General features: G+C 72.6%; 18 protein-coding genes. 5 read left to right on the plus strand and 13 right to left on the minus strand.

Annotated elements, in window-relative coordinates; genetic code table 11:
* The first annotated feature begins 50 nt into the window (after positions 1-50).
* The 3 genes from HD601_RS02480 to HD601_RS02490 are packed head-to-tail and all read left to right on the plus strand — an operon-like array spanning position 51 to position 4,158.
* A complete protein-coding gene (locus HD601_RS02480) occupies positions 51-1,001 on the plus strand; it encodes a VldE C-terminal domain-containing protein (RefSeq protein WP_184819011.1) in 951 nt (316 codons plus the stop codon).
* 14 nt (positions 1,002-1,015) lie between these two features.
* On the plus strand, positions 1,016-2,584 hold the full coding sequence (locus HD601_RS02485; protein WP_184819014.1) for a gamma-glutamyltransferase family protein: 1,569 nt from the start codon (positions 1,016-1,018) through the stop codon (positions 2,582-2,584).
* A 23-nt stretch (positions 2,585-2,607) separates the two neighbouring features.
* Complete coding sequence (locus tag HD601_RS02490; RefSeq protein WP_184819016.1) at positions 2,608-4,158, plus strand: hypothetical protein; 1,551 nt, start codon at positions 2,608-2,610, stop codon at positions 4,156-4,158.
* A 351-nt stretch (positions 4,159-4,509) separates the two neighbouring features.
* On the opposite strand, the gene dapC is transcribed toward HD601_RS02490, so the two are convergent.
* A complete protein-coding gene (gene dapC, locus HD601_RS02495) occupies positions 4,510-5,604 on the minus strand; it encodes a succinyldiaminopimelate transaminase (protein ID WP_343076379.1) in 1,095 nt (364 codons plus the stop codon).
* Positions 5,605-5,618: 14 nt separating this feature from the next.
* On the minus strand, positions 5,619-5,948 hold the full coding sequence (fdxA, locus tag HD601_RS32935) for a ferredoxin (RefSeq protein WP_343076380.1): 330 nt from the start codon (positions 5,946-5,948) through the stop codon (positions 5,619-5,621).
* A 108-nt stretch (positions 5,949-6,056) separates the two neighbouring features.
* Between fdxA and HD601_RS02500 the strand changes: the two genes are divergently transcribed.
* Complete coding sequence (locus HD601_RS02500) at positions 6,057-7,034, plus strand: GNAT family N-acetyltransferase (protein ID WP_184819020.1); 978 nt, start codon at positions 6,057-6,059, stop codon at positions 7,032-7,034.
* 31 nt (positions 7,035-7,065) lie between these two features.
* On the opposite strand, the gene HD601_RS35340 is transcribed toward HD601_RS02500, so the two are convergent.
* The 3 genes from HD601_RS35340 to mshB form a co-directional block, all read right to left on the minus strand.
* Complete coding sequence (locus HD601_RS35340) at positions 7,066-10,707, minus strand: VanW family protein (protein WP_184819022.1); 3,642 nt, start codon at positions 10,705-10,707, stop codon at positions 7,066-7,068.
* Between the two features lie 253 nt (positions 10,708-10,960).
* Entirely contained in the window at positions 10,961-11,383 is a 423-nt protein-coding gene (locus tag HD601_RS02510; protein WP_184819024.1) for a DUF6113 family protein, read from the minus strand.
* Positions 11,380-12,294, minus strand: a complete 915-nt coding sequence (gene mshB / locus HD601_RS02515) for an N-acetyl-1-D-myo-inositol-2-amino-2-deoxy-alpha-D-glucopyranoside deacetylase (protein ID WP_184819026.1) — start codon at positions 12,292-12,294, stop codon at positions 11,380-11,382. The genes HD601_RS02510 and mshB overlap by 4 nt, the downstream gene beginning before the upstream one ends.
* A gap of 118 nt (positions 12,295-12,412) precedes the next feature.
* Here mshB and HD601_RS02520 point away from each other — a divergent pair, with 118 nt between their 5' ends.
* Positions 12,413-13,687 (plus strand): sigma-54-dependent transcriptional regulator family protein, encoded by a 1,275-nt coding sequence (locus tag HD601_RS02520; RefSeq protein ID WP_184819028.1) that lies wholly within the window; start codon positions 12,413-12,415, stop codon positions 13,685-13,687.
* Positions 13,688-13,909: 222 nt separating this feature from the next.
* Here HD601_RS02520 and HD601_RS02525 read toward each other — a convergent pair whose 3' ends face one another.
* The 8 genes from HD601_RS02525 to HD601_RS02560 all read right to left on the minus strand — a co-directional run bounded on the left by HD601_RS02525 (position 13,910) and on the right by HD601_RS02560 (position 23,518).
* Positions 13,910-14,938: a dipeptide ABC transporter ATP-binding protein gene (locus HD601_RS02525; protein WP_184819030.1), complete on the minus strand. Its 1,029-nt coding sequence runs from the start codon at positions 14,936-14,938 to the stop codon at positions 13,910-13,912.
* Entirely contained in the window at positions 14,913-15,962 is a 1,050-nt protein-coding gene (locus tag HD601_RS02530) for an oligopeptide/dipeptide ABC transporter ATP-binding protein (RefSeq protein WP_221440481.1), read from the minus strand. Before HD601_RS02530 ends, HD601_RS02525 begins: the two co-directional genes overlap by 26 nt.
* Positions 15,963-15,988: 26 nt before the next feature.
* Complete coding sequence (locus HD601_RS02535; protein ID WP_184819034.1) at positions 15,989-16,915, minus strand: ABC transporter permease; 927 nt, start codon at positions 16,913-16,915, stop codon at positions 15,989-15,991.
* Positions 16,908-17,834 (minus strand): ABC transporter permease, encoded by a 927-nt coding sequence (locus HD601_RS02540; RefSeq protein WP_184819036.1) that lies wholly within the window; start codon positions 17,832-17,834, stop codon positions 16,908-16,910. The genes HD601_RS02535 and HD601_RS02540 overlap by 8 nt, the downstream gene beginning before the upstream one ends.
* A 115-nt stretch (positions 17,835-17,949) precedes the next feature.
* A complete protein-coding gene (locus HD601_RS02545) occupies positions 17,950-19,632 on the minus strand; it encodes a peptide ABC transporter substrate-binding protein (protein WP_184819038.1) in 1,683 nt (560 codons plus the stop codon).
* Between the two features lie 327 nt (positions 19,633-19,959).
* A complete protein-coding gene (locus HD601_RS02550) occupies positions 19,960-20,892 on the minus strand; it encodes an ABC transporter permease (protein ID WP_221440482.1) in 933 nt (310 codons plus the stop codon).
* On the minus strand, positions 20,885-21,805 hold the full coding sequence (locus HD601_RS02555) for an ABC transporter permease (RefSeq protein ID WP_184819040.1): 921 nt from the start codon (positions 21,803-21,805) through the stop codon (positions 20,885-20,887). The genes HD601_RS02550 and HD601_RS02555 overlap by 8 nt, the downstream gene beginning before the upstream one ends.
* 72 nt (positions 21,806-21,877) lie before the next feature.
* Entirely contained in the window at positions 21,878-23,518 is a 1,641-nt protein-coding gene (locus HD601_RS02560; RefSeq protein WP_184819042.1) for a peptide ABC transporter substrate-binding protein, read from the minus strand.
* Positions 23,519-23,559: the final 41 nt, after the last annotated feature.

The following is a 23,559-nucleotide window of genomic DNA, read 5'->3' on the forward strand; positions in this document are numbered from 1 at the left end:
ACGGACGTTCTTCCGATCAAATGAGTCGTGCTGCCCGCCTGACGGCGACCATGGGGACCATACTCGCCCTCGGCGGGTGCATCGCCGCGCTCCTCATCTGGTGGGTGGGAGGCGACGACAACCCGCTGCGGTTCCAGCGCAACGACTGCCGCGCCACCGTCGACGGCCGCACCGTGGCGCTCAGCCCCGAGCAGGCCCGGCACGCGGCCACCATCGCCGCCGTCGCCGTGGAGCGCGGCCTGCCCGCCCGTGCCGTCACCATCGCGCTGGCCACGGCGTACCAGGAGTCCGACATCTACAACGTCGACTACGGCGACCGCGACTCCCTGGGCCTGTTCCAGCAGCGGCCGTCGCAAGGCTGGGGCACCCCTGAGCAGGTGCAGGACCCCGTCTATGCCGCGGGCGCGTTCTACGACGCCCTGGTCCGCATCCCCGACTACCGCGACCTCGAGATCACCGTCGCGGCCCAGGAGGTGCAGCGCAGCGCCTACCCGGACGCCTACGCCGACCACGAGGCCGACGCCCGGGTGCTGGCGTCGGCGCTCACCGGCAACTCCGAGGCGACGTTCTCGTGCGCGTACGGGCGTGGCGAGCACGTGGCGCAGACCATGGGCGACGACGGCCTCACCGACCGTGCCCGCGCCGTCCGCGACGAGCTGGCCGGCACGTTCGGCGGCCTCGACATCGGCGGCTTCCAGCCCGGCGGCGTCGACTCCGGGCACGTCGAGGGGTCGGCACACTACGACGGCCGCGCGCTCGACGTCATGTTCGAGCCCTATGACGACGTGGAGGTCAACCGGCGCGGCTGGGCGGTCGCGCACTGGGCCGCCGCCAACGCCCAGGAGCTGGGCATCACGACCATCATCTACGACGAGCGGATATGGTCGGCCCGTCGTTCCGACGAAGGGTGGCGCGCCTACACCCACCCGTCCGGCGACACCACGAACATCACGCTGCGCCATCTGGACCACGTCCACATCGACGTCGCCGAAGGGTCGTGATCAGGGTCGTGAGCATGACGGGAGGTGTCGTCGCCACCCCGCACACGCTGAGCACCCGCGCCGGCGTGCAGATCCTGCAGGCCGGCGGCAACGCCGTCGACGCCGCCATCGCGGCCTGCGCGGTGCAGGGCGTGGTCGCACCCGAGACGTGCGGCATCGGCGGCGACCTGTTCGCGCTGGTGCACCGGCCGGGCGACGCCGCTCCGCTGACGCTGAACGCGTCCGGCCGAGCGGGCTCCGGCGTCGACGCCGCGGCGCTGCGGGCGGCCGGGCACCACGAGATCCCGCGCGGTGACGCCGGGGCCATCCCGGTGCCGGGCTGCGTCGACGGCTGGGTGGAGCTGTCGTCGCGGCTGGGCCGGCTGGGGCTCGCGGCGTCGCTGGCGCCGGCCATCCGGCTGGCCGAAGAGGGCTTCCCGGCCAGTGACGACCTGGTGGCGGCGTTCCGTGCCAACGCCGCGGAGCTGGCCGGGGCCGAGGCCGCGCAGCCCATGCTCGCCGCGTCGCGCGCGGGCTCGACGGTGGTCCGCTCGCAGCTGGCCGCGACCCTGCGGCTGGTCGCCGACGGCGGGCGGGCGGCGTTCTACGAGGGCGGGCCCGGCCGGGCCGTCGCCGACGCCGTCGGAGGCGCCATCACGCCCGACGACCTGCGGCGCAGCCAGGCCGACTGGGTCGAGCCGCTGTCCGCCGACGTGTGGGGCGCCACCGGCTGGACCGTCCCGCCGAACTCGCAGGGCTACCTGGCCGTCGGCGCCTGCGCGGTGCTGGAACGGCTGGGCTGGACCGACGACCCCGGCGACCCGCAGTCGTGGCACCTGCAGATCGAGGCGCACCGGGCGCTGGCCGCCGAGCGCGACGCCGTCGTCGTCGACCCCGGCCGGGTCCCGGTCGACATCGGCCGGCTGCTCGACCCGGCCCGCCTCGACGCCGTCGCCGCCTCCGTCGACCCCGCGGCGGCTCGCGACCGGCACGCGCCGGCGCTCGCGGCGGGCGGCACGGCCTACCTGTGCGTGGTCGACGGCGCCGGCATGGGCGTCTCGCTGATCCAGTCCAACTTCCACGGCATCGGCTCGCTGGTCGGCGCCGGGTCGGCGGGCTTCCTGCTGCACGACCGCGGCCGCGGCTTCACGCTCGTCGAGGGCCATCCCGGCGAGCTGGCGCCCGGACGGCGGCCGCTGCACACGCTGTCGCCGACGCTGTGGACCCGCGGCGACCGGCTGGCCATGGTCCTGGGCACCCGCGGCGGCCATGTGCAGCCGCAGCTGGTCCAGCAGCTGGCGACGTTCGTGCTGGGCGCGGGGCTCGACCCCGACGAGGCGCAGGCGCGGCCGCGCTGGACGGTCGAGCCCTCGCCCGTGGCGCCCGGCCTGCCGGTACCGGCCGGGTCGCGGGTGCGGGTCGAGCCCGACGTCCCCGCCCGCGTCGTCGACGGCCTGCGCAAGCGCGGCCACCAGGTGCGTCCCACCGAGGGGCCGCAGTCCGGCTGGGGTCCGGTGTCGGTCATCCAGGTCGACGACGGCGCCGGCTGGCGGCTGTCCGCGCGCGACCCCCGGGTCGCCACGACGGCGGTCGCGACGGCCTGACCCCGGGTTACGTTAGGGAGATCATGAGCACGCCACCGCCGCCGCCCCCGCCGTCGCCGCAGCCGGCCCGGTCCCCTTCCAGCGCCGCGCCCTGGCAGATCGCGACCGTCGTGGCGCTGGCCGTCGGCCTGATCATCGCCGGGCTCGTCTACGTCGTCATGGACCAGCGCGCCGACGACCTGCGGGCCGAGCGCGACGACGCCCGCCGGCAGCTGGCCGAGGCGCAGGAGGAGTCCGAGGGCGGGTCCGGTGGACTCGGCGGGCTCGAGGACCTGCTGGGCGGCGAGGACGGCCTGGGCGGTCTCGAGGACCTGCTCGGCGGGCTCGGCGACCTCGAGGGCATGGGCGACGTCGACCCGATCCTGTTCGAGTGCCTCGGCGCCGGCGGGCTCGGCCTGGGCGGCGGGGGCGAATCCATCCCCGACGGCGACGTCGAGACGCAGGTCGCCGCCATCGCGCAGCTGGTCGAGGAGGAGCGCGGGCTGCCCGCCGGCGACGACGTCGACATCGAGTTCGTGAGCCTCGACGAGGTGCAGCGGCGCGCCGTCGAGATCACCCGCGAGGACCTCGACCCCGAGCGGGCCGCCGTCGACTCCCGGCTGCTGGCCGCGCTGGGCGCCGTCGAGCCCGGCACCGACCTCGCCCAGGCGCAGCTCGACGCGCTCGACGCCGGGGTGGGCGGGTTCTACGACCCCGAGACGCACCAGCTGGTCATCGGCTCCGAAGAGATGGACGGCATGGGCGCGTTCATCACCGCGCACGAGCTGGTGCACGCCCAGGCCGACGCCGCGCTGGGCCTGCCGGACCAGGAGGCCATCGCGACCGAGTCCGGGTCCGACGCCGCCTACGCCGCGCTCAACGCCACCGAGGGCGACGCGTCGCTCTACAGCCAGCAGTTCATAGGCCAGCACCTGCCGCTGGACCAGCTGCTCGAGCTGCAGGAGCTGTCCGGGCAGACGAGCGCCGACCTCGACGGGCTGCCGCACTTCATCGCCCGCCAGCTCGAGTTCCCCTACGTCGAGGGCCTGACGTTCACCTGCGACGTGTTCCTCGACGGCGGCTGGGACGCGGTCGACGCGACGTACGACCAGGTGCCGGCGACGACCGCGCAGATCCTGTTCCCGGACCGGTACCGCGCCGGCGAGGCCGCCGTCGACGTCCGCGACCCCGCCGGGCCGGGCGAGGCGTGGCAGGAGCTGCGCTCGGACACGTTCGGCGCGGCCGACCTGCTGTTCCTGCTCGAGGCGCCCGGCGACGACGAGTCGGTGGCGCGGTCGGACCCGAAGGAGCTGGCCGCGGCCTGGGCCGGCGGCGAGGTGACGGTGTGGGGCGACGGCGACCGGACCGCGGTGGCTCTCGTGCTGGCCGACCGTGGTGACGAGGGCGCGGCGCCGCTGTGCGAGACCGTCACCGACTTCTACGCCGCCGCGTTCCAGGACGCCGACGCCGCCGAGGAGGGCGGCCGGACGGTGTTCACCGGCCCCGATCAGTCCGCGGTCGTCGCCTGCTCCGGCTCCGAGGTCGCGCTGGGCATCGGCCCCGACGCCCAGACCGCCGCGGCCGCCGTCAGCTGACCGCCTGGAGATGAGGCGTGGGTTGCGGTGCTGTCGCCGGGGCGACAGTGCCGCCACCCGCCAGGTACGGCGATCTCGCGGCGCGGCGGGCCGACGCTGGGTCACCGTGCGGCGATCGCTGCGGTATCACTGCGGAATCGATGCGGCAACACTGTCGTGTCCACGACAGTGACCTCACATCGTCGGCGCAGCGATCCCACACCGATTGCCCGCGCGACACAACAGGAGCGCGCCGCGCCGCCGGCCGATCCCCGGCGAGGCACCACGACGCCTGGCGATGTCCGCGACCGGGACCCACCGATCGGGTCGAGGCCCCCATCTAGAGGAGCGCGGCTGGGGAGTGGGAGAAGGTCAGGCGGTGAGGCGCTTGGCCGCGGCGTCGATGCGCTCGTCGGTCGCCGTCAGGGCGATACGCACGTGCGAGCCGCCGGCGACGCCGTAGAAGGCGCCCGGCGCGGCCAGGATGCCGCGGTCGGCCAGCCGGCCGACGGTGTCCCAGCACGGCTCGTCGCGGGTCGCCCACAGGTACAGCCCGGCCGTCGAGTGGTCGATGCGGAACCCGGCGCCCACCAGCGCGTCGCGCAAGACGTCGCGGCGGCGGGCGTAGCGCTCGCGCTGCTGCTCGACGTGGGCGTCGTCGTCGAGGGCGGCCGCCATGGCGGCCTGGACCGGCGTGGGGACCATGAGGCCGGCGTGCTTGCGCACCTCGAGCACCCGCTCGACCAGGGCGGGGTCGCCGGCGACGAACCCGGCGCGGTAGCCGGCCAGGTTGGAGCGCTTCGACAGCGAGTGCACGGCGAGCAGGCCGTCGAGCGACCCGCCGTTGACGGCGGGGTCGAGGACCGAGACCGGCCGCTCCTCCCAGCCCAGCTCGAGGTAGCACTCGTCGGAGGCGACGACGGCGCCGCGCTCGCGCGCCCAGTCGACCACCTTGGCCAGGTGCGCGGCCGGCAGTACACGGCCGTGCGGGTTGGCCGGCGAGTTCACCCAGATCAGGCCGACGCGACGCGGGCCGAGCGCGGTGACGGAGTCGCTGGCGACGGGGTCCGCCCCGGCCAGGCGGGCGCCGATGTCGTACGTCGGGTAGGCCAGCTCGGGGAAGACGACGGCGTCGCCGGGGCCCAGGCCGAGCAGCGTCGGCAGCCAGGCCACCAGCTCCTTCGACCCGATGGTCGGGATGACCGCGCCGGGGTCGAGACCCGGTGCGCCCGCGCGGCGGGCGAGCCAGCCCACGGCCGCCTCACGCAGCGCGGCCGTGCCCAGCGTGGTCGGGTAGCCCGGGGCGTCCGCAGCCGCGCTCAGAGCGGCGCGGACGACCTCGGGCGTGGGGTCGACCGGCGTGCCGACCGAGAGGTCGACGATGCCGTCGGGGTGAGCCGCCGCCCGCTCGCCGTACGGGACCAGGGAGTCCCACGGGAAGTCGGGCAGCCGCGGCTGCGGTGGCACTCCCTGCGGCCTGATCAATGCCCCTCGTGCTCCTGCGGGGGCAGCGCCGAGATGACGGCGTGGTCCTTGTCGATGGCGCCGAGCTTGGCGGCGCCGCCGGGCGAGCCGAGGTCGTCGAAGAACTCCGCGTTGGCCTGCGTGTAGTCCTTCCACTCGCCGGGCACGTCATCCTCGTAGAAGATGGCCTCGACGGGGCAGACCGGCTCGCACGCACCGCAGTCGACGCACTCATCCGGGTGGATGTAGAGCATCCGCTCGCCCTCGTAGATGCAGTCGACCGGACACTCCTCGACACAGGCGAGGTCCTTGAGGTCGACGCAAGGCTGCGCGATGACATACGTCACGGCGGTGTCCTCCTATCGCAAGCCGTTCCGGTACCGGTTCGGCTACTCACTCGTGCTCAGCCCTAGTATCGCGGGTGCCCTGAGTCCATCGTGCACCAAGGTCAGCCTATGAGACAGCCCAGTACGCATCAGAACCCGTCCGACCTGGTCGGACGGCGTGTCGTCGTGCGCTACCGCCTGCACGGCGGGCAGTACGGCGCCACGGACGTGCTCGGCGTGCTCGAGTCGGCCGGCGACGTGCTGCGGATACGGCCGACGCGCGGCGGCGAGGTCGTCGCCGTGGCCGCCACCGACGTCGTCGCCGTCAAGGAGATCCCCGAGCTCACGGTGACCCGGCGCGAGGTCCGCGACCTCGAGGGCGCCGCGCTGCACGGCTGGCGGGCGCTCGAGACCGAGTGGCTCGGCGGCTGGCTGCTGCGCGCCTCGCGCGGCTTCACCGGCCGGGCCAACTCCGTCATGCCGCTGGACGACCCCGGCCTGCCGCTCGGCGACGCCGTCGCCCGGGTCGAGGACTGGTACCGGGCGCGGGGGCTGGTTCCGGCGTTCCAGGTGCCGGAGCCGCTGGGGCGCTCGCTCGGGCCGGTGCTGGACGGGCGCGGCTGGCCGGCGTTCGAGGACAGGACGTTCGTCATGGTCGCGCCGGTGTCCGTGGTGCTCGGCGCCGAGCGGGCCGGGCTGCCCGCGGTGCGCGTCGACGACCGTCCCGACGACGACTGGCTGGCCGGCTACCACTACCGCGGCGGAGACCTGCCCGCTCACGCCGTCGACGTCCTGGTCAACGCGGCGACCGCCGGGTTCGCCTCGGTGGACGACGACGGGGTCCGGGTCGCCATCGCGCGGGGCGCCGTGAGCGACTCGCCGGGCGGACGGCGCTGGCTCGGCGTGACGGCGGTCGAGGTGGCGCCGTCGGCCCGTCGGCGCGGGCTGGGCGGCCACATCGTCGCCGGGCTGGCGGCGTGGGCGGCCGGGCACGGCGCGACCGACGTGTACCTGCAGGTCGCCGAGCCCAACGAGCCGGCCCGTGCGACATATCGCAAGGCCGGCTTCGCCGAGCACCACGCGTACCACTACCGCCGGCTGCGCTGACCGCTCCGCTGGTGCGGGCCGCGCGGCCGGGTCACTCGCCGTCCTCGCCGCCCTCGTCACCGCCGCCACCGCTGCCGTTGCCCTCGCCGGGGTCGGGGCCGCAGATGACGCGGTGGTTCGGGTTGTAGGTCCACGGGTCCGACTCGTCCTTGACCAGCGTGCCCTCGAGGTCGAACACCTGGCGGAACGAGGTGATGTCGAAGCCCTGGCTGCCGCCCTGAGCGGAGCAGTTGTCCGACGTGTCGTAGATGGTCTGCGGCGACGTGAAGTTGGACCGTTCCGAGACCGAGGTCTCGACCCGGTAGTACTCCGTGCTCCAGATCTTCACGTTGAGCACGCCGCTGTTGCCGGGCGTGCTGCGCGTGAAGCTGGTGTCGACGACCACGCCGTACGGGGTGTCGTTCTTGAACCGCATGTCCTTCGAGCCCCAGGCGACCGTGGCCTCCTGGCCGATCGGGTAGCGGTCGAAGTAGATCGAGTGCGGGTGGTGCTCGACGTCCTCGAGGCCGGCCAGGAACGCCGCGTGGAACGTCGTGGTGGCCACCTGCGAGACGCCACCGCCCAGCGACTCCTCGAGCCGGCCGCCGTTGATGATGGTGCCCTCGGTGAAGCCGTTGGCCTCGGTCCGCTCGCCCACGATGCCGTTGAGGCTGAACTCGTCGCCCGGCAGCAGCAGCGTGTTGTCGATGCGCTCCGCCGCGGTACCGATGTTGACGTTGCGGTACTCGGCGTGCGGGAAGCGGGTGGTGAACTCGGCCACCACCTCGGTGACGCCGAGCTCCTCGGCCGCCGCGGTGGTGAGCGCGGGGTCCACCTCGGACAGCTCGACCGTGGCCTCGCGCGCGTCACCCTCGGCCGTCAGCACCGGCAGCAGAGCCGCACTCAGCGACTCCGGGGCGATGCCCATGCCGCGCTCGGCCGGGACGACCACGGGCTCGCCGTCCTCGATGGTGACGGTGGCGTCGCGGCCCTCCTGCCCGACCTCGGCCAGCACGTCGATGGCGACTTCCCTCAGCTTCGCGCCGTCGAGCGCCGGCTGCAGCGTGCCCGCGTCGTCGGGCGCCATGGTGAGCGCCTGGCCGATGAGCTCCGGCGGCAGCTCGACGCTCTCGTCGTCGGCGACGACGGTGACCGGTCCGGACATGGCCGGCTCGGCGAACTCGGCGACGGCCCGCTGCACCTCCTCGGCGCTGACAGCCGGCTGCACCTCGTCGATGACCAGCGGCACGTCACCGAGCGGCACCCGCGACTCGGCGCCGAAGAAGACACCCTCGAGCCGCTCGATGGTGGCGTCGGCGTTGACCGCACGGCCGGGCTGCGGGTCGCTGGTGACGACCTCGCCACCGTCGAAGGCCACGGCGCCGTTGACCGGCTCGATATCGGCCTGCGCGGCGATCTCGGCGAGCGACGCCTCGAGCGCCGCGTGGTCGACCGCCGCGACCGGCGTGGTCTCGCCGCCGCCGAGCAGCGCCCGGAACAGCGAGACGGGGTTGGCGCTGCCGCCCGGGACGGCGTCGATGGTCGCCGGCACGTCGATCGTCAGGCCGGCCGCCGACGGGACCAGCTCGAACGAGGTCTCGCCCTCGCCGATGGTCAGGTGGAACGGCTGGTCGACGAGCGCCGGCAGCTGCTCGTTGAGCGCGGTCTCGGCCTCCTCGGGCGTCATGCCGCCGATGTCGATGCCCGCGACCGTCGCACTGCGCGCCAGCGAGTTGCCGGCGACCGCGTAGGCGACGCCGTAGCCGATGCCCAGCACGACGACGACCCCGGCGGTGACCAGCGCCGCGACGCGCAGCTTGCTGCGACCGCCGGACGCGCCCTCGCCGTCTCCGTCGCCGGAGCAGCCGCCGTCGGCGCCGCCGCCGTTGCCGCGGCCGCCGGGCTGGTCGAGCAGGGCAGCCGCGGTGGCCGCCTGGCCGAACGATCGCTGCTGCTGACGGCGGGACGACCGGCCGGGCCCGTTCGAGCCGGAGCCGGCGTCCTTCGCGCCCGCCGCCTGCTCCGCCGCCGCGAGCGAGGCCGGGAGCGGCATCGCGGGCATCGTCGGAGCGTCGCCCGCGGCCAGTGCCTCGGTCGGCAGGTCGGTGGGCTGGTCGGCGCCGGAGCGCTGCGGGGCGGTGTAGATGCCCGCGGCCCGGACGCCCGGCTCACGCGGCGTCCTGGGCGTCTCCTGCTCAGGGGCTTGCTGCTCCGCGGCCGGCTGCTCCGGTGCCGGCTGCTCGGCGGGCTCCTGCTCCTGAGCCCGCGGTTCGGGTGCCTGGGCCGCGGGCTCCTCGGGCCGCTCGGCAGCGGCCGGGACCGGGATCGGGCCGGAGAGCTTCGGCTCGGCGCCCTGGTCGTCGCTCTGAGCCGCGACCTGCGGCGCCTCGGTGGACGGCCGCTTGCGCTGGTTGGACCGGCCGGGTGCCGGGCGCTCGCTCGCGACCTGCGGCGGGGCGGCCTGGGTCGCGCCGGTGGCGCTCGCGGCCTGCATCGCCGCCAGCGCCTCGGCCGCCGTCGGGACCGGGCCCGACAGCCGCGGGTCGAGCGCCGGGGACTGCTCGCCGGACCGGGACCGGTCCTTGACGTTCGACTTGCCTGGCGCGGGCCGGCTGCTCGCGGCGGGAGCCGCCTCGGCGGTCCGGTCGTCCGGGGTATCCTGCTGGTCCGGTTCGGCCGGCGGCTCCTCGGCCGGGCGCGCGAACCGCGTCTTCAGCGACGGCGGCGGCACCGGCCCCGCGGGCGGCGCGGCGGGTTCGGTCTGCTGTGCGGCCGGTTCGGTCTGCTGCGCGGCCGGTTCGGTCTGCTGCGCGGCCGGTTCGGTATGGGGGGCTTCCTCGGCGCGCGGCTGCTCTGCCTGCGGCTGCTGCTCGACCCGCGGCTGCTCGACCGGGCGCTGCTGCTCGACGGGCTGCCGCTCGACCGGCGGCTGCTGCTCTGCCGACGGCTGCTCGGTGGCGCGCGCCCGGGCCGCCTGTGCCCCGGCGATCGCCGAGGCGCCCGCGGCGAAGCGCGTGGCCGCCGACGACGGCTGCACCGGCCCGGCGGACTCGGTCTCCGGCAGGACCGGCGGCTGCGCGTCGGACATCGCCCCGGCCGGCGGAATCACGGACCGCCGCCGGGTCGGCAGCTCGACCGGACCCGGCCGTCGTCCGCCGTTCTCGGAGCCGTCGGGGCGCTGAGCCCACGCCGGGGGCGCCCACGGCGACGGCTCCGGGCTCGGCTGCGCGGCCTGCTGGTCGCGGCCGGAGTCGGAGCCCTTCTGCGGTCGCGAGAACGGCGACCACTCCTGGGCCTGCGGACGAGGCTGCTCGTCGCTGCCCTGCCGCGGCTGCTCGGACGGCTGCGACCGCTCGAGCGGCGGCGCCCACGGCGACCGCTCGGCGGCGTCGGCACGCGGCGCCTCGTGCCCGGAGCGGGCCGCGGAATCGGCACCACCGGACCTCGACTCGCGGTCAGCGCGCGGGTCAGCGCCGTTGCTCCGGCTCGCACCGTGGTCGCGGGGCGCGTCGCCCGGAGGCGTCGCCGCGGTGGCGGCACCGGAAGCACTCGCCGCCGTAGCCTCCTTCACCGCGCCGGCGGCACTCGCACGATCGGCACCGGCATCATCGCTGCTCGCGGCGGCCGCGCGGGCCCTGGCCGCACGCTTGGCCGCGAGGGTCGCCGCCGAGGCAGCGATGGTCGTGCGGCGCACGGGCGCCGCGCCACCACCGCCGCCTGGGGCGGGCGATGTGCCGTTGGTCTCAGCCTCGGGGCGGGCGGATGCGTTTCCGGGCGACCCGGTAGGGTCTGCCGCAGACGTCACCGCCGGACCACCGGCGGCTTCGCCGTGGTCAGCGGAACCGGCCGCGGCATCGCCTCGGCCAGCTGGGTTGTCGGTCACGCTCGAGCACCTATCGGTTTGAATATGCGCAATTCGTCAGTAGTCAGGTCTTGCCCCGCGCATCTTACGTCACTCGTCGAGTCGATCTGGCCTCAACGCCCATGCCCAAGATGACGGCCAGGCAGACCGTTCCGCCGAAGAGGAACACCAGACCGAACTCGTCGCCCTGGATGACCACCGCGGAGTTCCGCGGGCGCGAGAGCACGATGACCGGCACCAGCCAGAGCATCGCGATGACCGCCAGCCCGAACCGGCTGCGCGCGCACGCCCGCGCCAGGATCGCCACCCCGGCTGCGCCGCCGATGGCCAGGATCAGCCCGACCGGGTTCTGCCATCGGTGCACGAACGCCCCGCACACCGCGACCACGACGGCGACGGCCCCGAGCCCCGTCACCGCGAGCGCGGACAGCACCCGCGACCACCACGGCGGACCCTCGGCCCGTCCGGCCGGCGTGACGGACGGCGCCGCACCGGGGGCGACCGTCACGGCGAGACGCCGGCGAACAGGTCGGACTCGTACCCCGTAGCCGGGTCGACGGGGCCTCGCTGCCCGAACGCCAGCCGGAAGTGCTCCTGGGCCCACAGCGGCTGACCGACGCGGTCGGACAGGGCGAAGTACGGCCACTGCACGTCGATCTGGGTGGCATGCGCCCGCATGGCCGCCATCTTGGCGTCGAGGTACTCGGTCCCGTCGACGACGGCGTCGACGTCGGCCTGGTCGACCACGTAGCCGAAGTCGTCGGCGGTGGCGACGTGTTCGAATCCGCTGTCGCCGCGCTCGTGGGCGACCGTCAGCGCCTCTTGCATGAGCTGCCGCGGCGTCGCCGTCCAGTAGACCTTGGCGACCTGCCAGGCCGGCCCGAGGTCGGCGCGGTAGGAGCGGACGGAGGCCAGGGCGTGCGCGTAGGTGGCCACCCGGTGCGCCTGGATGTGGTCGGGGTGCCCGTAACCGCCGTGCTCGTCGTAGGTGACCAGCACCTGGGGCCGGACCTCTCGGATGACGGCGACCAGCTGGTCCGCGGCCTCGAGCATGTCGGCCGCCCAGAAGGAGCGCGGGTCGATCTGGTCGGGCGCGACCGCCCGGCGGCCGTCGGCACCCCACACCATGCCGGAGTCGCGGTAGCGGCCCGGACCACCGAGGTAGCGGTGGTCGGTGACCTTCAGCTGCGCCATGGCGTCGGCCAGCTCGCCCGCGCGGTGCGGCCCGAGGGTGTCGTCGTGCTCGGGCGCGAGGTGCGCCAGCCCGGGCGGGATGATCTCGCCCAGCTCGCCCTGGGTGCAGGTGACGAGCGTGACCAGCGCGCCCTCGGCGGCGTAGCGGGCCATGGTGGCGCCGGTGCCGATGGACTCGTCGTCGGGGTGGGCGTGGACCAGCAGCAGGCGGCGGGCGGGAAGCATGCTTCCACCCTATGCAGGCCCTCCGACAGCCCGCCGATCACCGGGGTTCGCCCGTCGGCTCGTCCCGGGACGTCCTACTCTAGGCGTGTCCGCGGACCACCTCCCCAGGAGGAGTGACGTGCCCAGACTCTCGCTCGCGCTCCCGCACGGCGCCGACCCGGTCAGCCGCTGGCGCATCACCGCGCGAGCCCACGAGAACTTCCTGCGCTCCGACCCGCGCGGCGACGCCGAGGTCCGGCCGGTGGTCCTCGAGTCGTGGCGCCGCTCCGCGGCACTGCACGTCGACCCCGACCGCCCCGGCTCGCCCATCACCCTGACCGACGACGCCCTGGCCGAGGCCCGCGCCACGCACCCGCTGCGCTACGCCATGCCGGTGGTGCGGCGGCTGCTCATCGACGACGCCGCCGAGGCCGGCGTGCTGGTCATCGTCGGCGACGCCCAGGGCCGGCTGCTGTGGGCCGAGGGCGACGAGGACCTGCGCCGCCGGGCCGAGCGGATCCACCTCGTCGCCGGGGCGGACTGGGGTGAGGACGCCGTGGGCACCAACGCCATCGGCACCGCGCTGGCCGTCGGCGACACCGTCCAGGTCTTCGGCAGCGAGCACTACACCCGCAGCGTGCAGCCGTGGAGCTGCACCGCCGCGCCCATCCGCGACCCCCTCACCGGGCACGTCCTCGGTGTCCTCGACATCACCGGCGGCGCGTCCGTGGTGGCCCCGCAGTCGGCGTTCCTGGTCCGCTCCGCCGTCGCCGCGGTCGAGGCCGAGCTGCGGTTGCTCGGCGCCACCGAGGGCATGGCGGCCCCCGGCAGCCGTCTCGAGGTCCTCGGCCGGCCGCGCGGACAGCTGACCCACCGCGGCCGGACCCACGAGCTGAGCCTGCGCCACACCGAGCTGCTGCTGCTCCTCGCCGAGCACCCCGACGGCCTGCCCGCCGGCGAGCTGGCATGGCAGCTGTACGAGCACGACGCCGCCGAGGTCACCGTCCGGGCCGAGATGTCGCGGCTGCGCAAGGCGGTGCCCGACCTCGTCTCCCCCGCCGGGCAGTACCGCCTGCAGACCGAGCTGCGCACCGACGCCATGGAGGTCGCCGAGCGGCTGACCCGCGGCGACCACCGCAGCGCCGTCGAGCTGTACAAGGGCGAGCTGCTGCCGCGGTCGACGGCGCCAGGGGTCGTCGCGCTGCGCTACCGGCTGCACGGCTGGCTGCGCAACGTGCTGCTGCAGTCCGGCGACACCGAGGCGCTGCGCACCTACGCGACCTCTCCCGCGGGCCGCGAGGACACCCAGATCTGGCGGGCCTGCCTGGACCGGCTGGCCCCCGGATCACCCCACCGCGCCGAGGCGGCCGCCGTGCTCACGGGCCTGGACGGCGAGCTCGGCCACGCCGGCTGACCTGCACGATCACCTGAGGAGTTCGACCGGGCGGGCATCCATGGAGTCAGCCGGGCTCGTCTCAGCGCTCAGGAGTTCGACCGGGCGGGCATATGGGCGGGCTGGGTTTATGGGCGGCCCGCCCGGTCGTGAGACGAGGGTAGGCGACCGGACGTTGCAGTCGCGTTGCAGCCAGGGTGCGTCTCCCGAACCCATGGCCTACTGCGACTCGGGAGACACACCCTAGTGCTGGACGACGACGTCCTCGCGGACGGCGGCGTAGTGGCACGCCGACTCGTGGTCGCTGCCCGGCCGCACCGTCAGCGCGGGGTCCTCTTCGGCGCACTTGTCGGTGGCCTTCCAGCAGCGGGTCCGGAACCGGCAGCCGCTGGGCGGGTTGGCCGGGCTGGGGACGTCGCCGCTGAGGATGATCTGCTGGCGCTGCCCCCGCACGGACGGGTCGGGCACCGGCACCGCCGAGAGCAGCGCCTGGGTGTACGGGTGCGTCGGCTTCTCGTAGATCTGCGTGTCGGTGCCGGTCTCGACGATGCGGCCGAGGTACATGACGGCGACGCGGTCGGCGATGTGCCGGACCACGGAGAGGTCGTGCGCGATGAAGATGTACGACAGCCCGAACTCGTCCTGCAGCTTCTCGAGCAGGTTGATGACCTGCGCCTGCACCGACACGTCGAGCGCGGACACCGGCTCGTCGCAGATGATGATCTCGGGCCGCAGCGCCAGGCCGCGGGCGATGCCGATGCGCTGGCGCTGGCCGCCGGAGAACTGGTGCGGGTAGCGGTTGATGTGCTCGGGGTTGAGCCCGACGACGTCGAGCAGCTCCTGGACCCGCTTGCGGCGCTGGCCGCGCGGCGCCACCTCGGGGTGGATGTCGAACGGCTCGCCGACGATGTCGCCGACGGTCATGCGCGGGTTCAGCGACGAGTAGGGGTCCTGGAACACGATCTGGATGTTCCGGCGCAGTTCGCGCAGCGCCCGGCCCTGCAGGTCGTAGATGTTCTGTCCGTGGAAGTACGCCTTGCCGCTGCTCGGCTCCTCGAGCCGCATGAGCAGCTTAGCCAGGGTGGACTTGCCGCTGCCGGACTCGCCGACGATGCCGAGCGTCTCGCCCTTGTGCAGCTGCAGCGAGACGCCGTCGACGGCCTGCACGGCGCCGACCTGGCGCTTGACGACGATGCCGGTGGTCAGCGGGAAGTGCTTGACCAGGTTGTCGACCTCGAGGACGACCTCACTGCCGAGCGGGTTCGATGTCACCCTCGAGCACCTCCTGTGCGAAGTGGCACGCGCTGAACCGGCCGGGAACGACCTCGGCCAGGGCCGGGCGCTGCTCCTTGCAGATGTCGCGTGCGTAGGGGCAGCGCGGGCGGAACTCGCAGCCGGCCGGGATGTTCGTCAGGCTCGGCGGCAGCCCCTTGATGGCCGACAGCTCCTGGCCCTTGAGGTCGACCCGCGGGATCGACTCGAGCAGCCCCTTGGTGTACGGGTGGGCGGGCGCGGCGTAGATGTCGTGCACCGGCGCCTGCTCCATGATGCGCCCGGAGTACATGACCTCGATCTTGTCCGCGACGTCGGCGACCACGCCGAGGTCGTGGGTGATGAGGATCAGGCCCATGTTCCGCTCGCGCTGCAGGTCGCTCAGGAGCTGCATGATCTGCGCCTGGACGGTGACGTCGAGCGCCGTCGTGGGCTCGTCGGCGATGAGCACGTCGGGGTCGAGCGCGATGGCCATGGCGATCATGATGCGCTGGCGCATGCCGCCCGAGAACTGGTGCGGGTAGTCGCCGGCGCGCTCGCGGGCGGCCGGAATGTGCACCTGCTCCATGAGCTCGACGGCGCGGTTGCGGGCGTCCTTCTTCGACAGGCCCTCGTGGACGCGGAACATCTCGGCGATCTGCCAGCCGACCGGGAAGACCGGGTTCAGCGCCGACAGCGCGTCCTGGAAGATCATCGCGATGCTGCGGCCGCGGTAGGCCCGGCGCTCGTCGTCGGGCAGGGCGAGCAGGTCCTGGCCGCGGAAGCGGACCGCGCCACCGGTGACGAACCCGGGCGGGCTGTCGAGGATGCCCATGACGGCCTGCGCCGTGACGCTCTTGCCGGAGCCGGACTCGCCCAGCACCGCGAGGGTCTCGCCCTCGTGCAGCGTGTAGGACACCCCGTTGACGGCCTTGGCCACACCGTCGCGGGTGCGGAACTCGACCTGCAGGTTCTCGACCTCGAGCAGCGGGGTCACCCCGGCCTCGTCCGGCCGTGGTGCGATGCCGGCTTGCGTGGTCGCCACTCTTGGCCCTCCTCCTGTGAAGTCGCTCATCGGAGCTTCGGATCGAGCGCGTCACGAATGGCGTCGCCAAGCATGATGAAGGCCAGCACACACAGAGACAGCGCTGACGCCGGGAACAACAGCATATGCGGCGACGTGCGGACGTAGTCCTGAGCACGGCTGATGGCCAGGCCCCACGACACCACCGGCGGCTGCAGCCCGACACCCAGGAACGACAGCGTGGCCTCGGCCGCGATGTAGCCGCCGATGCCGATGGTGGCGACGACGATGACCGGCGCGATCGAGTTCGGCACGATGTGCTTGAGGATCATCCGGCGGCCGCCGGCGCCGAGCGCGCGGGCCGCCTGGACGTAGTCGGCCGAGCGCACCTGCAGCACCGACGACCGCGTGATGCGCATGATCTGCGGCCAGCCCAGCACGGCCAGCGCCAGCACGACCTTCGAGATCGTGACCAGCTCCGGCGTCTCGGCGTCGCCCGGGAACGAGACCAGCACGATCAGGGCGCCGAGCAGCAGCGGGATGCCGAAGAAGATGTCGCCGACCCGGGACACGACGGTGTCGGTGGCCTTGCCGTAGAACCCGGCGACGGTGCCGGCGATGCCACCGATGAGCAGCACGCCGATGGCCGTCAGCACCCCCACCATGATCGACGCGCGGGCGCCGTAGATGGTGTGCGTGTAGACGTCGCAGCCGTTGTTGTCGTAGCCGAACCAGGCGGAGCTGCTGGGACCCTGCCGGGTCAGCGCGAGATCGCAGTCGTTCGGGCTCAGCGACGTGAACAGGCCCGGCGCGATCGCGATGGTCACGAAGAACACGAACAGCACGCCCGAGACGATGAACGTCGGCTTGCGGACCAGGTCGTGCCACGCGTCGCGGCCCAGCGAGCGGACGGCGGTCTCCGTCGCCCGGGGCGCCTCGGCCTCGAGGACGGTGGGAGGTGTGGGGTCAGCCATGACTGATCCTCGGGTCGAGCCAGCCGTAGATGAGATCGACCAGCAGGTTCACCAGCAGGAACACGAGCACGAGGACGGTCACCGCGCCGGTGACCATGACGCCGTCCCTGGTGGTGATGGAACGGAAGATGAGGTTCCCCACGCCGGGGATGTTGAAGATGCCCTCGGTGACGATCGCGCCGCCGAGGAGCGCGCCGAAGTCGGCACCGATGAACGTGATCACCGGGATCAGCGAGTTGCGCATCGTGTGGACGCCGATGACGCGGCGTTGCGGCAGGCCCTTGGCCACCGCCGTCCGGACGTAGTCGGCGCGCCGGTTCTCGGCCAGACTCGTCCGGGTCAGCCGGGCGACGTAGGCCAGTGAGAGTGACGCGAGCACGAAGCCCGGCAATATCAGGTTGTACAAGCTCGCATCGCCGCCCACGGTGGCCGGGAAGATCCCCCAGCGCATCCCCAGGAACAGCTGCAGCACCGAGCCGATGACGAACACCGGGATCGAGACCACGACCAGCGTCGACACCAGCACGAGGTTGTCGAGGTAGCTGCCGCGGCGAAGGCCGGCCATGATGCCGGCGCCGATGCCGATGAGGATCTCGAAGAAGATGGCGACCAGGGCCAGCTTGACCGTGGTCGGGTAGGCCCGGACCAGCTCCTCGGCGACGGAGAGCCCCTGGAACGTCTCGCCGAAGTCCCCGCGGAGCAGATTGCCCAGGTACTGGATGTACGCGATGGGCAGCGGGTCGTCGAGGTTGTACTTCTCCGTCATCTCCGCGACGTACGCGGGAGGACACGGCCTGGCCCCGCACCGGCCGGCGAACGGATCGCCCGGCAGGGCCCAGACCAGGGCGTAGATGATGAACGTCGTGCCGATGACCACGGGGATCATCTGAAGCAGGCGGCGCGCGACGTACCGGCCCATGACCAACCTTTCCGTGCGCAACGGTTTGCGCCAGCGTGCGGGGCGTCCATCTCGTGTGCCACGAGATGAACGCCCCGCAACCGACCGCTGCGACTCTAGACCATCAGTGGACCGGTCAGTTCTTGACCGAGATGGACAGCGGGTCGACGTAGCCCTTCCAGGTGAAGCCCGGCTCGTTGACGTTCTCGGACCAGCCGCGCTGGCCGTTGTCGTACCAAAGCGGGATGACCGCCATGTCCTCGGCGAGCAGCGTCTCGGCCTGGTTGTACAGGTCGAGGGCTTCGTCGCCCTCCAGGCCGGCGGCCTGGCGGATCAGGTCGTCGAACTGCGGGTTGGAGTACCCGCCGTCGTTGGCCGAGCCGTTCGAGGTGTAGAGCGGCGCCAGGAAGTTCTGGATCGACGGGTAGTCGGCCACCCAGCCGGTCCGGAACGGCGACGTGAGCTCGTTGGCGTTGACCCGGGCGCGGAACGACCCGAAGTCGGGGTCGAAGTCGCCCTGGCAGGGAACGCCCAGCGCGTTGGTGATCGACGTGCAGGCCGCCTCGACCCACTCGCGGTGGCCACCGTCGGAGTTGCTCGCGATCATCAGCGTGCCCTGGATGCCGGCGGTCTGGTCGTAGAGCTCCTTCGCCGCGGCGGCGTCGAACTCGCACCACTCGCCGCAGGTGCCCTCGACGTAGCCGTCGTTGCCCGGCGGGACCCAGCTGTTGGCCGGCACGTAGTTGCCCGGGCCGTAGGCCGCGGCGATGACGGCCTCGCGGTCGATGGCCTTCGAGATGGCCTTGCGCAGGTTCGCGTCGGCCCACACGTCGGTGCTCGTCAGCGGGAACGTCATGCTGGTGAACCGCGTGGTCAGCGGCGCCGAGGCCGACCGGCCCTCGAGGTCGGTCTTCCAGACGTCACCGGCCAGGCCCACCGGCGGGATCTTGTCGAGGATGTCGAGCTGGTTCGACACGACGTCGGCGTAGGCGGCGTCGAGGTCGGCGTAGATGCGGTACTCGATGTTCTCGACCTGCGGCTTCTCGTCACCGGCGTAGTCGGCGAAGGCCGTCAGGTTGATCGACTGGTTCGGGATCTCCTCGACGAACTCGAACGGCCCGTTGCCGACCGGGTGGGCCTCGAACGCGGCCTGGTCGGTGAAGAAGCTCTCCGGCATCGGGTAGAACGCCGAGTAGCCGATGATCGTCTCGAACAGCGAGTTCGGCGAGCCCAGGGTCACCGTGAAGGTGGTGTCGTCGACGACCTCGAGGCCGCTCATGGCGTCGGCCGTCGCCGAGCCGGGCACGAAGGCGCCTGCGTCGTCGGTCTGGCCGGCCACCTCGTCGAACCCGGCGATGTTGGCGCCGTCGGGGCCGAAGAAGTACTGGTTGAGCTGGGCGTTCTCACCGGCCGCACCGAAGTTCCAGGCGTCGACGAAGCTCTGCGCCGTGACCGGCGTGCCGTCGTGGAACGTCCAGCCGTCCTTGATGGTGATGGTGAACTGGGTGAAGTCCTCGTTCGGCTCGATCGACTCGGCGACGGCCAGGCCGGGCTCGGCGGTCTCCGGGTCGTACGAGACCAGGCCGGTCCACATCGCGTCGACGATGTTGCCGCCACCGACCTCGTTGGTGGTGGTCGGGATCAGCGGGTTCTCCGGCTGCGTGCTGTTGATCGACACCGTGCCGGTGGGGCCCTCGCTCGAGCCGCCCTCGTCACCAGAACCGCTGTCGCCGCCGTCGTCGTCGCCACCGCACGCGGCGAGCACGAGCGTCAGACCAACTGCTGCGACCGCGAATCCTCTGCGGGCAGAGCCTCGCATGGAATCCTCCTCTAACGGGCCTGCGCCCTGTGGTGATCATGGGCGTGGCCGATCGGCCTCGCCGCAGGGTGCGGATCTGCGCGCAGCCGGGTACGGTCGCGATCCCGATCCGCGTCCTCATTTCTAAACCCGGGCCTGGCTGCGGGCAAGCCTGACCGGACGGACGACTCACAACGCAACCGGACTGTGACCATACTGGCTGATTGCTGTGATCCTGCCGCCCCGCAGGCGTGTGAGCTGCGGAATCTTCGGCCGGAGCAGTCCGTTAACGTGATGTTTGCGGCATTGGCGTGGCGCCGGTCACACCCGTGTCCGGCGCCACACCGCTCAGCGCAGCTTGGGGTCGAAGGCGTCGCGGACGGCGTCGCCGAGCATGATGAAGGCGAGCACCGTCACCGACAGGAACACGCTCGGGAACAGCAGCATGTGCGGCGACTGGCGCACGTACGTCCGGGCCTCGCTGATCGCCGTGCCCCAGGAGATGACCGGCGCCTGCAGCCCGATGCCCAGGAACGACAGCGTCGCCTCGAGGACCACGAACACCCCGAGGATGATCGTCGAGTAGACGATGACCGGCGCCATGGCGTTGGGGACGATGTGGCGCAGCAGGATCCGCCGCGGCCCCGCGCCGAGTCCGCGCGCGGCGTTGACGAAGTCGGCCTCCTTGACCTGGATGACGGTCGAGCGCATGAGCCGGGCCACCGTCGTCCAGCCGAGCACGCCGAGCGCCAGCACGACCTTCCCGATGGTCTGCCAGGCCGGCGTGTGCACGTCCGACGGGAACGTCGCGAGCACGATGATCGCGCCGAGCAGCATGGGGACGGCGAAGAACATGTCCGTGACCCGCGAGAGCAGGGCGTCGACGCGGCCGCCGTGGTAGCCGGCCAGCATGCCGACCACGCTGCCGACGATCGCGATGCCGACGGTGGTCAGGACGCCGACCAGGATCGACGCCCGGGCGCCGTAGATGGTCCGCGCGTACATGTCGCAGCCCTGCAGGTCGTAGCCGAACCAGGCACTGCCGCTCGGTGGCAGCCGGGACAGCGCCAGGTCGCAGTCGCGCGGGTCGCTGCTCGTGAACAGGCCGGGCGCCACGGCCATGGCGATCAGCACGAGGATGATCGCCGCCGAGATCAGGAACAGTGGGCTACGCCGCAGGTCCTGCCAGGCGTCGCCGGCCAGCGAGCGGGGCGTGCTCGCCGCGTGGCCGCCTCCGCGCCGGCGCCGGACCCGCCGTCTGCTCCGCCGTCCGTCATGCATGGCGGATCCTCGGGTCGAGCACGGCGTACAACAGGTCGACGAGCAGGTTCACGATGAGGAACACGAGGACGAGGACGGTGACGGCGGCCGTCACGGTGCCGCCCTCGTGGGCGTTGATCCCGCGGAAGATCATGTCGCCGACGCCCGGGATGTTGAAGATGCCTTCGATGACGACGGCGCCGCCGAGCAGCCCGCCGAAGTCGGCGCCGACGAAGGTCACGACGGGGATCAGCGAGTTCCGCAGGGTGTGCACGCCGACCACGCGCTGGCGCGGCAGGCCCTTGGCGATCGCGGTGCGCACGTAGTCCGAGCGCAGGTTCTCGACCAGGTTCGCCCGGGTCAGCCGGGCCACGAACGCCAGTGACAGGCTGCCCAGCACGACGGCGGGGAGGATCAGCGAGAAGAAGGTGCCGTCGAAGGTCACCGGGAACCAGCCGAGGCGCACGCCGAACGTGACCTGCGCCAGCAGTCCGATGACGAACACCGGAACCGACACCAGCACCAGCGTGCTGACCAGGACCAGGTTGTCGAGGAACCCGCCGCGGCGGATCCCGGCCAGCACGCCGGCCGCGACGCCGATGACCAGCTCGACGGCGATGGCGAGCAGCGTCAGTTTGAGCGTCGTCGGGTAGCGCTGCAGCAGCTCGCCGGCGACGGACACCCCCGAGAACGTCTGCCCGAAGTCGCCGGTGAGCAGCTTGCCCATGTACTTCACGTACTGCACGGGCAGCGGGTCGTCGAGGTTGTAGGCGGCCGACATGCGCTCGACGTAGCTCTGCGGGCAGGGCCGGTCGCCGCACTTCGCCGCGAACGGGTCGCCGGGCAGCGCCCACACCAGCGCGTAGATGAGGAACGTGGTCCCGATGACCACCGGCACCATCTGGCCGAGGCGCTGGACGACGTACCGACCCATGACCTTCCTTCAGCGATCAGCGGCACCGCCGTGCGCGCGCCGCGTCAGACTGTACGGCGTCGCGCACGAGCGTCAGCCGGTGGTCGTCCGCACGGTCAGCAGGTCGACCGTCTGGAAGATCGTGATCTGGACGTTCTCGACGTGGGTCGAGTAGCCGGCGATGTTCACCCGGTTCCACAGCGGGATGGCCGGCATGTCCGCGGCCAGCATCTGCTCGGCCTCGCGGTAGCCCGCGGCGGCCGCCTCGGCGTCCGGGTTCGCGGCGGCGGCCTTGACCGCGGCGTCGAAGTCGGGGTTGCTGTAGTCGCCGTCGTTCGCCGACGCACCCGTGGCGAAAACGGGCACCAGGAAGTTCTCGAGCGACGGGTAGTCCATCTGCCAGCCGGTGCGGAAGACGCCGCCCATCTCGCGCGCCGTGATCTGGTCGCGGAAGGTGGCGAGGTCGACCACGCCCCGGCCGAGGCACGGGACGTCGAGCGCGTTGGTGATGGAGGTGCAGACCGCGTCGACCCAGGCCTTGTGGTCGGAGTCGCTGTTGTACGAGATGGTGATGGTGCCGTCGTAGCCGCCGGAGTCGTCGAAGAGCGTCTTCGCGGCCGCGGCGTCGTAGGTGCAGTAGGTGCCGCAGGCGCCGTCCTGGAAGCCCGGGACCACCGGCGAGACCCAGCCGTTGGCCGGGATGCGGGCGCCGGAGAAGATCTTGTCGACGATGAGCGGGCGGTCGATCGCCATCGAGATGGCCTGCCGGATCCCGGCTTCGTCGTAGGTGCTGTCGACGGCGCTGGGCGCGAACGTCATGGTCTCGAGGACGCCCGTCGGCCGCGAGACGAACCGCTCGCCGAGGTCGATCTTGTAGGTGTCGCCAGCCAGGGCCGACGTCGGCAGCAGCGGCATGATGTCGAGCTGGTCGGCCTGCAGGTCGTTGTAGGCGGCGTCGTCGTTCTCGTAGATGCGGTAGGTCGCGCCGTCGATGCTCGGCTTGACGTCGCCCGCGTAGTCCTCGTAGGCCGAGATCCGGATGTCGATGTTCGGCTCCCAGGAGTCGAACTGGAACGGCCCGGTGCCGATGGGGTGCTGGCCGAACGCCTCGGGGTCCTCGAAGAACGACTGCGGCAGCGGGGCGAACGCCGTGTAGCCCAGGCGCATCGGGAACTGCGACTCGGGCTGGGACAGCGTGACGGTGAACGTGAGGTCGTCGACGACCGCGAGGCCGGACATCGTCTCGGCCGCCGCCGACCCGTCGATGTAGTTGCCTTCGTCGTCGACCTCGCCCTGGACCTCGGCGTAGCCGGCGATCGGCTCGAAGAAGTAGCTGTTCAGCGTGGCGTTCGCGCCGGAGGCGGCCCAGTTCCACGCGTCGACGAAGCTGCTCGAGGTGACCGGGGTGCCGTCGTGGAACGTCCAGCCGTCCTTCAGCGTGATGGTCCAGGTCACGCTGTCCTCGGTCGAGATGTCGGCGGCGATCTCGTTCTCGGGCTGCCCGTCCTCGGGGTTGTACCTCACGAGGAAGGAGAAGATCTGGTCCAGGACGTCGCCACCACAGACCTCATTGGTGTTCGCCGGGACGAACGGGCTCTGCGGGTTGCAGCCACGGACGGTGACGGTGTTGCCACCGTCGGCGGCGGCTCCGTCGTCACCTCCGCCGCAGGCGCCCAGCGTGAGGGCGAGTGCGACGGCTCCCAGCACCACCGACGTGCGGCGCGAGACTGGCATGGGATTCCTCCTGGGATCTGCCCGAGGCGTGGCATGGCTGC

Source organism: Jiangella mangrovi (assembly GCF_014204975.1).
Taxonomy (GTDB): domain Bacteria; phylum Actinomycetota; class Actinomycetes; order Jiangellales; family Jiangellaceae; genus Jiangella; species Jiangella mangrovi.

Excerpts from the sequence above, each read along its gene's own strand:
- HD601_RS02480 (WP_184819011.1), top strand. The coding sequence starts at position 51 with ATGGGGACCATACTCGCCCTCGGCGGGTGCATCGCCGCGCTCCTCATC.
- HD601_RS02485 (WP_184819014.1), top strand. The coding sequence starts at position 1,016 with ATGACGGGAGGTGTCGTCGCCACCCCGCACACGCTGAGCACCCGCGCC.
- HD601_RS02490 (WP_184819016.1), top strand. The coding sequence starts at position 2,608 with ATGAGCACGCCACCGCCGCCGCCCCCGCCGTCGCCGCAGCCGGCCCGG.
- HD601_RS02500 (WP_184819020.1), top strand. The coding sequence starts at position 6,057 with ATGAGACAGCCCAGTACGCATCAGAACCCGTCCGACCTGGTCGGACGG.
- mshB (WP_184819026.1), bottom strand. The coding sequence starts at position 12,294 with ATGCTTCCCGCCCGCCGCCTGCTGCTGGTCCACGCCCACCCCGACGAC.
- HD601_RS02535 (WP_184819034.1), bottom strand. The coding sequence starts at position 16,915 with ATGGCTGACCCCACACCTCCCACCGTCCTCGAGGCCGAGGCGCCCCGG.
- HD601_RS02540 (WP_184819036.1), bottom strand. The coding sequence starts at position 17,834 with ATGGGCCGGTACGTCGCGCGCCGCCTGCTTCAGATGATCCCCGTGGTC.
- HD601_RS02545 (WP_184819038.1), bottom strand. The coding sequence starts at position 19,632 with ATGCGAGGCTCTGCCCGCAGAGGATTCGCGGTCGCAGCAGTTGGTCTG.
- HD601_RS02550 (WP_221440482.1), bottom strand. The coding sequence starts at position 20,892 with ATGCATGACGGACGGCGGAGCAGACGGCGGGTCCGGCGCCGGCGCGGA.
- HD601_RS02555 (WP_184819040.1), bottom strand. The coding sequence starts at position 21,805 with ATGGGTCGGTACGTCGTCCAGCGCCTCGGCCAGATGGTGCCGGTGGTC.
- HD601_RS02560 (WP_184819042.1), bottom strand. The coding sequence starts at position 23,518 with ATGCCAGTCTCGCGCCGCACGTCGGTGGTGCTGGGAGCCGTCGCACTC.